10 protein-coding genes and 6 tRNA genes are annotated in these 12757 nt (G+C 38.3%); 7 read left to right on the top strand and 9 right to left on the bottom strand.

Annotation, left to right across the window (positions count from 1 at the left end; all coding sequences use genetic code 11):
- Positions 1–18: 18 nt before the first annotated feature.
- On the bottom strand, positions 19–1233 hold the full coding sequence (locus SOI76_RS03390; protein WP_104079878.1) for a multidrug effflux MFS transporter: 1215 nt from the start codon (positions 1231–1233) through the stop codon (positions 19–21).
- Positions 1234–1360: 127 nt separating this feature from the next.
- Between SOI76_RS03390 and yccS the strand changes: the two genes are divergently transcribed.
- From yccS to sanA, 4 genes are all read left to right on the top strand, one after another.
- Complete coding sequence (gene yccS, locus SOI76_RS03385; protein ID WP_104079879.1) at positions 1361–3535, top strand: YccS family putative transporter; 2175 nt, start codon at positions 1361–1363, stop codon at positions 3533–3535.
- Between the two features lie 100 nt (positions 3536–3635).
- The gene (locus tag SOI76_RS03380) at positions 3636–4211 is read left to right on the top strand and encodes an SdpI family protein (protein ID WP_002116136.1); all 576 of its coding nucleotides are present in this window, start codon (positions 3636–3638) and stop codon (positions 4209–4211) included.
- A gap of 155 nt (positions 4212–4366) precedes the next feature.
- Positions 4367–6949: a PepSY domain-containing protein gene (gene cysJ / locus SOI76_RS03375; protein WP_104079880.1), complete on the top strand. Its 2583-nt coding sequence runs from the start codon at positions 4367–4369 to the stop codon at positions 6947–6949.
- A 113-nt stretch (positions 6950–7062) separates the two neighbouring features.
- Positions 7063–7848, top strand: a complete 786-nt coding sequence (gene sanA / locus SOI76_RS03370) for a YdcF family protein (protein WP_104079881.1) — start codon at positions 7063–7065, stop codon at positions 7846–7848.
- A gap of 371 nt (positions 7849–8219) precedes the next feature.
- Here the strand turns inward: sanA and SOI76_RS03365 are convergent.
- The 8 genes from SOI76_RS03365 to SOI76_RS03330 form a co-directional block, all read right to left on the bottom strand.
- Positions 8220–8295: transfer RNA gene (locus SOI76_RS03365), tRNA-Val, on the bottom strand.
- A gap of 66 nt (positions 8296–8361) precedes the next feature.
- A tRNA-Asp gene (locus tag SOI76_RS03360) sits at positions 8362–8438 on the bottom strand.
- Between the two features lie 36 nt (positions 8439–8474).
- A tRNA-Val gene (locus SOI76_RS03355) sits at positions 8475–8550 on the bottom strand.
- Positions 8551–8639: 89 nt separating this feature from the next.
- Positions 8640–8716, bottom strand: a tRNA-Asp gene (locus SOI76_RS03350).
- Between the two features lie 48 nt (positions 8717–8764).
- Positions 8765–8841, bottom strand: a tRNA-Asp gene (locus tag SOI76_RS03345).
- 24 nt (positions 8842–8865) lie between these two features.
- A tRNA-Val gene (locus tag SOI76_RS03340) sits at positions 8866–8941 on the bottom strand.
- A gap of 206 nt (positions 8942–9147) precedes the next feature.
- On the bottom strand, positions 9148–9651 hold the full coding sequence (gene elsL, locus SOI76_RS03335; RefSeq protein WP_104079882.1) for a cell wall-recycling L,D-carboxypeptidase ElsL: 504 nt from the start codon (positions 9649–9651) through the stop codon (positions 9148–9150).
- A gap of 101 nt (positions 9652–9752) precedes the next feature.
- On the bottom strand, positions 9753–10130 hold the full coding sequence (locus tag SOI76_RS03330; protein ID WP_016143136.1) for a YbaN family protein: 378 nt from the start codon (positions 10128–10130) through the stop codon (positions 9753–9755).
- A 103-nt stretch (positions 10131–10233) separates the two neighbouring features.
- Between SOI76_RS03330 and SOI76_RS03325 the strand changes: the two genes are divergently transcribed.
- The 3 genes from SOI76_RS03325 to dapE all read left to right on the top strand — a co-directional run bounded on the left by SOI76_RS03325 (position 10234) and on the right by dapE (position 12655).
- Positions 10234–11106 carry a DUF1853 family protein gene (locus SOI76_RS03325; RefSeq protein ID WP_104079883.1) on the top strand — a complete coding sequence of 291 codons (873 nt, stop codon included), beginning with the start codon at positions 10234–10236 and terminating at the stop codon, positions 11104–11106.
- 142 nt (positions 11107–11248) lie between these two features.
- The gene (locus tag SOI76_RS03320) at positions 11249–11392 is read left to right on the top strand and encodes an entericidin A/B family lipoprotein (protein ID WP_003655297.1); all 144 of its coding nucleotides are present in this window, start codon (positions 11249–11251) and stop codon (positions 11390–11392) included.
- A gap of 126 nt (positions 11393–11518) precedes the next feature.
- Positions 11519–12655: a succinyl-diaminopimelate desuccinylase gene (dapE, locus tag SOI76_RS03315; protein WP_104079884.1), complete on the top strand. Its 1137-nt coding sequence runs from the start codon at positions 11519–11521 to the stop codon at positions 12653–12655.
- The last annotated feature ends 102 nt before the right edge of the window (positions 12656–12757 follow it).

Raw genomic sequence — 12757 nt, 5'->3', positions numbered from 1 at the left:
GTGGCCATTCTCTAAAAGCTATGAGAATGGCTTAGTTTTGACCTGTTGTGTCGCTTTCAATACGACAATAAAACCACTTAGTGTAAATAACACCATCATCACGCCCATATTAAGCGATGCAGACCAAATCAGGAAGTTAAGAAGCACGCCACCTAAGAGGCCACAAGCGAATTGCATACTTCCCATAATTGCACTTGCTGTCCCAGCGCGAGCACCTTGTTTGGACATTGCTAACGCCATAGCATTTGGGCCTGTTAAACCAATACCCGAAATAGCTAAAAATAACCCTACCATAACAAGCCATAAAGGCGCTGCAGGGATTAAACCAGCAATAAATACAATGATGGCTCCAGTCACTTGCACAAGGGAACCCGATTTTAAGCGTTTGGTAATTTCAACACGTGTTGTTAAATGCTTGTTTAAAGAAGACATCAACATAATGCCAAAAGCATTTAGTCCAAACACGTAAGCAAACTCTTGCTGATTAAGTCCGTACTGATCCATAAACACGGCAGGTGCTGAGCTGATATAGCAAAACAATGCAGCCCCTGTTAAACAACCTGCAAACATAGGTAAGCGGAAACTCGCATCTTTGAAAATAGCTCCATATAAAGTCACCACTTGATAGAGCGATAGCTTAAGCCTTTTATCATTTGCCAAAGTTTCTTTAAAAAAGAAATGTATGCACAGCCAACACAGCGCACCCACAATTGAAAGCGCAATAAAAATAGCCTGCCAAGGGAACCAAATTAAAATCCATGCTCCGATCATAGGAGCCAAAATTGGTGCAAGCCCCATGACAATCATCATGCTTGAGAAAGCTTGTGCAGAACCTTGTACGTCCAGTTTATCGCGTATTGCCGCACGAGCCATGACTACGCCAACACAACCACCTAAAGCTTGTAAAATACGGGCCGCAATCAAGCTCCATTCATTAGTAGCCATTACACAAAATAAGCTTGCGACTGCATAAAGCGCGAGGCCAAAGTAAAGTGGTTTCTTTCTACCGATACGATCGCTTAAAGGACCATAAACCAACTGCCCAATGGCTAAACCAAAAAAATAAGCTGGTAGTGTATTTGCCACCATTTGCGTACTTACCCCAAAATCATGGGCCATTTGTGGTAGCGCAGGTAAGTACATATCAATGGATAACGGCCCTAAAGCCGTAAGTAAAGCGAGCAACATAATCCAGCCAATAGAGTATTGACGCTGGGCTGTTTGTTCAGACATAACGATATTTCATTTTTCACTCATTTGCATACAGACAAGCTTACACTGTCTATCGTATGATTTGTGCAACATTGGTGTAGAAATACACAAATCCTTTATCACTCAGGTTGATCAGCAAGGACTTCATTTGAAATCTTGGTTTAAACGCCTAAAAAGAGCGACTTATAACACAACATTTATGTATAACGTGCGAATGCTGATAGCCTTTTCAGGAACTGCTTTCGTGCCTTATTTTTTAGGCTATCAATTAGCAACTATTCCACTCACTTTAGGTGTAGTCGCAGCAGGTTTGAGTGATATTGATGATCGCTTTTCCGTGCGAATCATGAACCTAATTTATACTTATATTGGGTTCTTCGTTACCGCAGCTTCGGTACAACTACTTTTCCCCTACCCAATGGCTTTTGCCTTAGGGTTGATTGCTTCATGTATTGGTTGGATTTTACTAGGTTCATTAGGACGTCGTTACGCCACCATTTCTTATGGCTGTTTGGTTGTTTCGGTCTATACAATGTTGGGTGTTCACCTTTTCGATCATTGGTATATTCAACCGGCCCTTTTAGTCGCAGGTGCTGCATGGTATGGCCTCATTGCTACTATTAGTTTTTTATTATTTCCAGTTCGACAACTACAAGACAAACTGGCTGCGTCTTATGCATCTTTAGGTGATTTTCTATTTGCAAAGTCAAATTTGTTTGATGTAGATATGACGCCTGCCAGCTATCAGCAAAGTATGATTGAGCTGTCATTAGAAAATGGTAAATTAATTACGATTTTTAATGACTTAAAAACAGCGTTATTGACTCGTTTAAAAGGTGACCGTGGACAAAAAGATACACGCCGAAGCCTACATTATTATTTTGTTGCTCAAGACATTCATGAGCGTGCTGACTCAGCCCATATCGACTATCAAAAATTAGCCAAAATTTTTCAGCACAGTGATATTTTGTTTAGATTTCAACGAATTTTGGCGGTTCAAGGCAAAGCTTGCCAAGAGTTAAACGAATGTATTTTACAGCGTAAACCTTATAACCATAACAAACGCTTCAAGCAGAGTTTTGAGAACTTAAGACTATCTTTAGAGAAGTTAAGACGTGATCAGCATTATGACCTTTTATGGGTAAATGCTCTTTTCGCTTTGTACCAAAATTTAAAGTCTATCGACTCTCAGTTGCTCAATTTGGAAACTGAACAACACATTCAATCCGATAAAGTAAAACAAGCCGAGAATCAGCTTAAAGATGATGATTTACAAGGATGGAATGATATTGTTATCCGAATAAAACAGAATTTAACTCCCGAATCTGTACTCTTCCGCCATGCAATTCGCGTCTCAATTGTTCTTTTTATTGGATATGTATTGATTCAAATGACCAATATTGAGTATGGCTATTGGATTATGCTTACGGCTCTGTTTGTAAGCCAACCCAACTTCAACGCAACTAAACGTCGCTTACGCTTACGAATTGTCGGAACTTTAATTGGTATTGTCGTTGGACTTGCGATTATCTTCTTAATTCCTTCAACCGAAGGACAACTATTTATGTTGATATTAAGTGGGGTTCTATTTTTTGAGTTACGTAGTAAGCAATATGCTCAAGCAACAGCCTTTATTACGATTCTTGCATTAATTAACTTTAATCTTGACGGTTCAGCAATGGCTGCTGCCATTCCTCGATTTGTAGATACTTTAATTGGATGTGCACTAGCTTGGTTTGGCGTGACTTTTATTTGGCCTGACTGGAAATTCCGACGTTTACCCCGCAACATCAGACGTTCATTACAAGCTCAATGTAACTATTTAGCTGAAGTCGTTAAACAATATCATGAAGGCCGCAATCATGCGCTGAATTACCGTATTGTAAGACGGGCTGCTCATAATACTGATGCCGAGGTTGCTTCACTTATCTCAACTTTAGCGACTGAGCCAGACTTTGACCCTACCCGTAAATCCGATATCTTTGAATTTTTATGTTTAAACCATACGTTTTTAAGTTATATCGCAGCACTTGGGGCACATCGAGAAAATATTCAGGACCAAGCTGTTCTTAAACTTTTAGATCAAGCGTTAGATGACATTGAAGGTGCTTTATTAAGAGATGAAATGCCTGATCTTACAGCACAAAATATGCTCCAAACGATACGCCAACGTTTAAGTCAAAATAATGAGGAAGACCAAAAATCACTCATTATTTTACAGCAGCTCTCGCTCATGCTTGGTGTATTGAACCGATTTAGTATGTTAAAACAACGGCTAAGTCATGATCTTGATAATGATGCCAGCGAGCTTGCATCGTTATAAATTTGAGTCGGAAATTAGTATGAAATTGGCATAATATCCTTTCCTGACTTATGCCAATTAATGCTAAACTTAAAACAGTTTACAATTTGTTATTTGCACTATGACCGCGAAAACTTTATACGCTTATACGCTTCAGCCTGTTCCCTATGACGTGTCAGAAGCTGAACAACGTAATGCACAGCTTCTTATCTGGCGCAGCACCAATAAAATCAGCACAAAAATTTGGGCAATTATGGGTGTCGTTTTAGCCCTAGCTATATTAGGTCTTATTTTTATTAAGAACTACTCTACTGTTTTTTGCTGGGTTGCTATTGTTGCTGTAGTACTTTATTACCTAGGTCGTAAATACGGATTAGAGTGGTACGTTAAACGCAAAATGAATGAATTTCCGGTACAGGAAATCAAAGGTATTCGTTTAGGTGTGCAGCCTCATGGTATTGTGATGCGTCAACAAATGGGCTTACAAGAAGGCGTAGGTACTATCGGATGGAAAAATATCTACGAATGGTACAATACACCTGATTTTATTTTGGTCAATTTCAAAGTAAAAGATCCAAAAGGCCAAGAACAACAAGGTGCTTATATCCTACCTAAGCGTATGGATTCTAAGAACTTCTCGTTCAACACCATCCGCACACACTTAAAAGAATCTGTTGGCGAGCCAAAAACCTTGTAATTCTATTTTCCGTAAAAAGCCTCCTCAGGGAGGTTTTTTATTAAGCTAAAAATAAATGATAATGAAAATTAATATTATCTCCAAAATCCATATTATCTCCCCAATCTTCGGCTATACTTCGTTACAAGATCTCCATCATATTTACATTTTCGACCATGTTTAAAAAAATTTTATTTCAAATTCATTGGTTTCTGGGTATTACTGCTGGCCTCATCTTATCCATTATGGGTGTTACAGGAGCAATTTATTCTTATGACCAACAAATTTTAAAATGGGTGAATTCTGATAGTTATGTTGTTCAAGCTGAAAACACTCCAAAATTAACTCCTGCTCAGCTATATCAACATTTCAATACAACCCAACCTGAAATCAAAATTAATAGCATTACGATCGCCAAGGACCCAACTTCTTCCTCTATTGTAAATATTGAAAAAGAAGGTGAACGCCGTGGCTACAATATGATGGTGAACCCTTATAACGCTGAAGTTCTTCCAGATGTTAAAGGACGAAAGTTGTTGTTACTCATACAACAAATTCATCGTAATTTAACAGCAGGTGAAGTTGGTAAACAAATTACTGGTGCCTGCGCACTCATGCTAATTTACTTCGTACTCAGTGGATTATATTTACGTTGGCCTAAAAAGCACTCTGCTCGTCAATGGCTTGCTGTTAAACCGAAACTCAAAGGCCGAAATTTTATTTGGGATCTACATGCTGTTGTCGGCACATGGGTCATTGTTTTTTATCTTCTTTTCGCATGTACAGGACTATATTGGTCTTATGATTGGTGGCGTAGTGGCATGTTCAAAGTGATGGGAGTTGAACAGCCTAAACGACAAGATCATGGCACCACTCCTCAAAATCGTGGAATGCAGCAAGGTAAACAATCTGATCGTAATAATGATAAAAAATCAGAGCCTCAATTAGATAATACTCAGCTCATTACAGCACTTAATCAAACATGGAGCGGCTTTAATAGTCAGGTCGGACGTGATTATTCAACTCTAACATTAAGCTTACCAAAAAAAGATGATGGAAAAATTGAGTTAAGCTTTGTCGATGCTAACCCACAACACGAACGCGCACGTAACCAAGCCATCTATAATTATCAAACTGGCAACATCGAAAAGATGGAGCTTTACGAAGACAAAAAGCTTAATCAAAAGATTATGAACAGCATGTTACCCGTACACCGCGGTAGCTTCTTTGGACCAATTTATCAATTCATTGCAATGCTTGCTTCTCTAGCAATGCCTTTGTTCTTGGTTACTGGGTGGATGCTGTATCTTAAACGCCGTAAACAGAAAAAATTAACACAGGCGGCTCGTCAGTCTTTAGCAGGACAATACATTGATCCAAATGCAAAGCCTTGGCTTATTACTTATGCAACTCAAACAGGCGTAGCTGAACAACTCGCTTGGAGTACGGCAACAAGTTTACAAGAGGCTCATCAACCCGTTCAGGTAAAACCTGTACAGCAGCTAACACAAACTGATTTAGAGCAACATCAGCAGGTTTTATTTGTGATCAGTACTTATGGTACTGGTGATGCTCCTGATCTTGCTACAAGCTTTGCTAAAAAACTTTTAAAATTGAATGTGGATCTTAAGCACATCAACTATGCTGTTCTAGCGCTGGGCTCTAAAGAATATCCAGACACTTATTGTAGTTTCGGCCATGCAGTAGATGCTTGGCTTAAAGCAAATGGTGCCCATGCTCTCTTCAATACAATTGAAGTTGATAATGCAAACCCATCGGATATTCAAAATTGGAATCAATCTCTCGCTAAAGCAACCAAATTAGATTTACATGCTGTAAATCTGGAAAAAGTATTTGATAGTTGGACATTACAACGACGCGACTTACTCAATCCAAATAGCTTAGGTCAGCCTGCTTATAATATTGAACTTAAAGCAAATCATGAGGCGATATGGCAAGCGGGTGATATTGCTGAAATCCAACCTGGTAATAGTCCTGAACGTATTCATGCTTTTTTGCAAAAGCATCATATTCTTAAAAATTCAAAAGTTGATTCATTGCAGATTTCAATCGAAAAAGCACTTTGGAATAAAGATTTAACTGGTGAAATTGAACCATTTGCCAATCTGGATCATTTATTAGAGCAGCTCCCTACTCTACCAACACGAGAGTATTCGATTGCGAGTATTCCTTCTCAGCAAGTCCTTCGTTTGGTTGTTCGTCAACAATATGATGCGTCTGGTAATTTAGGTTTAGGGTCAGGTTGGCTGACTCAACATACACAAGTTAATAATGAAATTGCTTTGCGTATTCGTACCAATGAATCATTCCATCTTATTGATGATAACCGCCCTATTATTTGTATTGGTAACGGAACAGGTATTGCTGGCTTAATGAGCCTATTACACACCCGTACACGTCATGATTACACTGAAAACTGGTTAATCTTTGGTGAACGTCAAAGAGCATGTGATTTCTTCTATGAATCAACTATTGAAGCATGGCAAACCACAGGAATGTTAAAACGCCTTGATTTAGCATTTTCGAGAGACCAAGAACAACGTGTGTATGTTCAGGATGTAATCCGTCAGAATGCAGCAGAATTAGTAAGCTGGATAGAACGCGGTGCGGTTCTTTATGTATGCGGTAGTATTGATGGTATGGCAAGTGGAGTCGATCAAGCACTTATCGAAATTCTAGGTGAAGAACGGATAGATGAGTTAAGACAACAAGGTCGTTACCGCCGTGATGTTTATTAAAGATCAATAAAAACTAAAACCGAGTAATGGCTTAATGCTTTACTCGGTTTTTTATTGCATTCAGAATGATTTTGCTTACACTGTCTGCAATTTAAATTGCAACTCTAAGCACAATGCAAGTCAGTAAGTGGATCCGTATTTTCCTAGCAATCATTGGTTCGATTTTATTTCTAGATGGATTAGTTCTAATTTGTCTCAATAAAATTAATGTAGGCACCGTTATTCCTTTAATTTTAGGTGCTTTCTTCTGCCTATATTCCTTATTTTATTATCATTTAGAACGCTTTTTCTTTTATCACTATCGCTTACACACACTTTGGCGTTTTGGATGGTTATGCTTCTGGATATGGTTAATTGGCTTAGGCTATTTTTTTAGCTTTATTAAAGAAAATAAAGATACTTCAAATAATATTCCTCCAGTAAAAGCAATTATTGTCTTAGGAAGTGGTGTTGAGAATGGTAAACCATCCACAATTCTTGCAAAACGTTTAGATACAGCCGCTCCCTTAGCCCTAAAACAGCAGCAAGCACAGATTGTTCTATCAGGTGGTCTTGATTTTTCAGAAAAAGAAAGCGAAGCATTAGTTATGTCTCGTTATCTTGAACAAAAGTATCATATCGCAAGAGATCAAATGATCCTTGAAGATAAAAGCACCAGCACAGAGCTTAACTTAAAAAATAGTAAACCCTTATTAGAACAACATCAGATTACCTTGGACCAGTCAATCGCTATTGTGACAAGTGATTTTCATATACCTCGAGCAGTAGCAATCGCAAAAAAACAGGGCTATACCCAAGTTTATGGAGTCGCTGCCGAGACGCCATTGGCTACTCGCTACAATGCATGGTTACGTGAATACTTCGCATACGCGAGTGGATGGCTTCTAAACGAATATTAAAAAATAATGTAATAAAAAAACTGCTACTTTTGAATAGCAGTTTTTTTGTGAAAAATTACTGATCAATACAAATACAAAGTTGATCGAAGCTGAAGATCATAAATTGCAAGTTAGATTCTTATCTTTAGCCACTAATAACGAAATTTAATAACGAAGAGGAAGCCCATCAACAGCATGAGTAAAGAAACACTAATGCTAAAAAATTAAAAACTAGCGATCAATAAAAAGAATAACTTAAAGATATAAGGACTTTAATTTTAGAATAGAAATGTTGGATCGATACTTAGTCACATAGTAATTAAATTTACATGCAAGCATAAGATATTTATAAAAAGAGTTAATTTAGGAAATTAATTTTCTGCAAGAAATAATGGTGGGCGCTGACGGGATCGAACCGCCGACATTCTGCTTGTAAGGCAGACGCTCTACCAACTGAGCTAAGCGCCCTTAATGAGAAAAGATAACGAATGTATCTTTATACTCTACATTCTCAAGACAAGGGAATCAAGAGAATGGCGCAGCGGACGGGGCTCGAACCCGCGACCCCCGGCGTGACAGGCCGGTATTCTAACCAACTGAACTACCGCTGCACTACAATACTTTAAAATAAAGTATGGTCACATATATGGTGGGCGCTGACGGGATCGAACCGCCGACATTCTGCTTGTAAGGCAGACGCTCTACCAACTGAGCTAAGCGCCCCAAGAAGAAAAAACTAATAAATTATTAATTTTTCGATTTAAAACTTTTACATCTCAAACCTTCTTCCAAACACAACCCGAACTGAAAAGTGGCGCAGCGGACGGGGCTCGAACCCGCGACCCCCGGCGTGACAGGCCGGTATTCTAACCAACTGAACTACCGCTGCACTTTCACAATATCGCAATTGTGGGGTAAAACGATGTTAAGTCTTAAGTGGCGCAGCGGACGGGGCTCGAACCCGCGACCCCCGGCGTGACAGGCCGGTATTCTAACCAACTGAACTACCGCTGCACTTGAGAGCTTAACGTAAAGGCTTGGTGGGCGCTGACGGGATCGAACCGCCGACATTCTGCTTGTAAGGCAGACGCTCTACCAACTGAGCTAAGCGCCCTTAACGTCTTCATCGTTTGTGAGGTGCATTATAGAGAATCTTTAACAGGTGTCAAACGCTTTTCGACAACTTTTCAAAAAAATGCGAATGAATGATTAAAAATAAGTCACTATTAAGTAAAAAACAATTTTTTGTATTTTATTTAAGCACTTATTTTAATATTTTGCTCATTCAGCTAATTAAATAAGAATTTTTAAAATCTTATTTTAGGTTAAAGATTGCTCAGATAAATAAACCAATGCATCTTCAGTGACTAAATCAAACAACTCAATGATTTCCTCATTACGCATTCGAATACATCCATGTGACATGGGAACACCCATCGGTTCTTTATCAGGTGTGCCATGAATATAGATATAACGCTGCATGGTGTCATGACCTTCGCCTTTATTAAAGCCTTCTTCTAAGCCATCTAACCAAAGAATACGTGACAATATCCAATCTCGTTCAGGGAATTGGGCTGCTAGCTCATTGCTATAGACCTCCCCTGTTGGCTTACGTGCAATAAAAACCGCATTTTGAGGAGAGTCAGCACCAATTTTTTTTGCAACCCTATGCCATCCACGTGGAGTCCTACCAGTATTCTCCTGCTCACCAATTCCGTTCTTCCCGGTTGAAATAACATAAAACTTATTATGCTTAGGTAAGGTTAAGGTTTGATTTGCCAAATCGATGAGGACATCTGCATCTTCGAGCTTAAATTGAGACATTGAACTTATTCTCTTATATCAACTCAAATACTTTGAGTTTAAGTAAAAATTTAAATGAATAACTTGTCTTGCGCCAAAATTAAAAGATTATCAATCTTCTTTTATCTACGCGCAGTTTCACTTTTTGGCTCAGGCCGTAACCATAACCAAACTGCAACGATGAACATGGTAGTATCAGTAAAAACCTTGACCCAAAGTGGTGCTGAAGTAAACAGCATTATAAGACCACTGATTGCCATCATTATGCTTGCAATCCACTTAGCTTTACGTGGCACTGTACCATTGGCTCGCCAATCACGTAATGTCGGACCGTATTTGGGATGATTTAATAACCAGGCATCCATTTGTGGCCACCCTTTTGAAGCCGCCCAAGCAGCCAGAATCAAAAACACTGTTGTTGGCATACCTGGTAAAATTGCTCCAATAATGCCTAGCGTGATAAAAATCACGACCAAAGAGCGCCAGAACAATGTTCGCATATATAAACCTTAACCTGCTGTTAGCGTTAGTATAAAGTGTTTTTCTTAGATTGTTTGTTGATCCCTTATGAAAATAGGATGAATTACTTCGAGTATTGAATATATGAATATTGCCTCAGTTAAAACTTCCTATTTCGAACCATGGCTTCAATTTCTACATCCTATAGTGCGGCAGCTGGCTTTTTGTATCGCTAGCCCCAATTTACTTTGCAAATTACCAAAAAGTTTTTCTATACAACACAACTTTAAGTTGCATCCAAGCGAAGTATGGGAAAGACATTTTCAAAATTATTTACCGCGTTTAAAAGAACTTGATCAGTCCCCAGAACCATTAATCCAGTTTTTATCTCAGCTTAAAAGTACACGCTTAGGTTTACGCTTTGAAAATTTACTTTGGTTTTGGCTACAAGAGGATAATTATCATCCTTACCAACTGTTAGGTCATAGTATTCAAAAAATTGATGGAGCAAAAACTTTAGGTGAGCTGGATTTTTTAATTTTAAATAAAGAAACTCAGCAAATTGAACACTGGGAAGTCGCGCTAAAATACTATTTAGGTGAAGCAGATTTATATTTAGAACAATGGATTGGGTTAAATCGTCAGGATACTCTGAGCAAAAAGCTTTATCATTTTACTAACAAACAATTTCAGTTTACTGAAGCATTAGGCTTTAAGATTCAACAACGTTTTGCCGTTCTAAAAGGACAACTCTATCTTCCTTTACAGTTAAATTTGCAACAATCATTGCCAGACTGGATAAATTTAAAGCGTCGATTAGGATATTGGGGTACTACCATTCCACACTCTTCCTTTTATCGATTAGAAAGGCACGAATGGTTGTGTCCAAATCAACAACCTAGTTCGATTTCGGCGCATTGGTGGACAGATGGTTTATATTGTAAAAGTAGTGAAGAGGTCATGTTTTATATGTATAGACGCCCTGCATACTTAAACTTTAAGTCAAACCCATACTAATTGGTAAAAATTAAAAGAATTAACAATAACTTTTAAGATTCTAGAAACATTTAATAACGTTTTTACTATTAAACAGTCATGTTTCTTTTTCCGTTTGTTTTTTAATCTAAATTTACTTCATTATTAAATTTAAACGGAGAATATGATGAAAAAAGTTTTAGCTGCTTCTGTAATGATTGCTGTTGTTTTAACAGGCTGTAATACGTTTAAGGGTTTTGGTAAAGATGTTTCTAAAGCAGGTGATGCTGTAACGAATACTGCTGAGAAAACACAAGATAAAATGTAAGTTAGAGTCATCACTTAAAAAACCTTATCTTCCCGATAAGGTTTTTTTATTTTTACGTACCCATCCCGTAGAGATTCGCCTATTATATCGGACTATATTTCACCTGATCAGCACGCAATTTTCGGTATGAATCATTCAGATACTCTCTCGCTTAGCCTAGAACTGTTACAACAACCTTCTGTTACTCCTATTGATCACATCTGCCAAAACATCATGGCAGACCGTTTAGCCAAAATCGGTTTCCATATTGAACCAATGCGTTTTGGTGAAGTTGATAATCTCTGGGCACGCCGCGGAACTGAAGAACCTGTATTTTGCTTTGCAGGTCATACTGACGTAGTACCGACAGGTAAATTAGAAGCATGGAATTCAGATCCGTTCATACCTGAAATTCGCGATGGCAAATTATATGGTCGTGGTTCAGCCGATATGAAAACAGCTCTTGCAGCTATGGTCGTTGCATCTGAACGTTTTGTTGCAAAACATCCTGATCATAAAGGTTCGATTGCTTTTCTAATTACTTCTGATGAAGAAGGCCCTGCTATTAACGGTACGGTTAAAGTGATTGAGACTCTTGAAAAACGTAATGAAAAAATGACGTGGTGTTTGGTTGGTGAACCTTCAAGTACTCATAAACTGGGTGATATTGTTAAGAATGGCCGTCGTGGCTCACTTAATGCCGTATTAAAGGTTCAAGGTAAGCAAGGCCATGTAGCTTATCCACATTTAGCACGTAATCCAATTCATGAAGCATCATCATCTTTAGCAGAACTGTGCCAAACTGTTTGGGATAATGGAAATGAATATTTCCCAGCAACCTCATTTCAGATTTCAAATATTCATGCTGGCACTGGCGCAACAAATGTTATTCCTGGAACATTAGAAGTTACTTTTAACTTCCGTTATTCAACAGAAGTGACAGCAGAACAACTTAAACAACGTGTACACGAAATTTTAGATAAACACGGTTTAGAGTACGAAATCGTTTGGAATCTTTCTGGTTTACCATTCCTAACACCTGTGGGTGAACTCGTTAATGCAGCGCAAACTGCTATTTTGAACGTAACCGGTACTGAAACTGAGCTTTCAACGAGTGGTGGTACTTCTGATGGCCGTTTTATTGCTCCAACAGGCGCACAGGTATTAGAGTTAGGTGTTCTGAACGCAACAATTCATCAAATTAACGAACATGTTGATGTACACGACCTTGATCCACTAACTGATATTTATGAGCAAATTTTGGAAAATCTGTTAGCTAAGTAAAAGTTAAGATCTAATGAATTGAAAAACGCCCTTTTTGGGGCGTTTTTTTATATTTAAATTATTAGTACATTCTTTAAAAATTTTAAACGCTACCTATATTCA

The sequence above is a fragment of the Acinetobacter pittii genome (assembly GCF_034064985.1).
GTDB lineage: Bacteria > Pseudomonadota > Gammaproteobacteria > Pseudomonadales > Moraxellaceae > Acinetobacter > Acinetobacter pittii_H.
The sequence above is the reverse complement of the archived record's forward strand: the minus strand, read 5'-3'. Positions and strand labels throughout refer to the sequence as shown.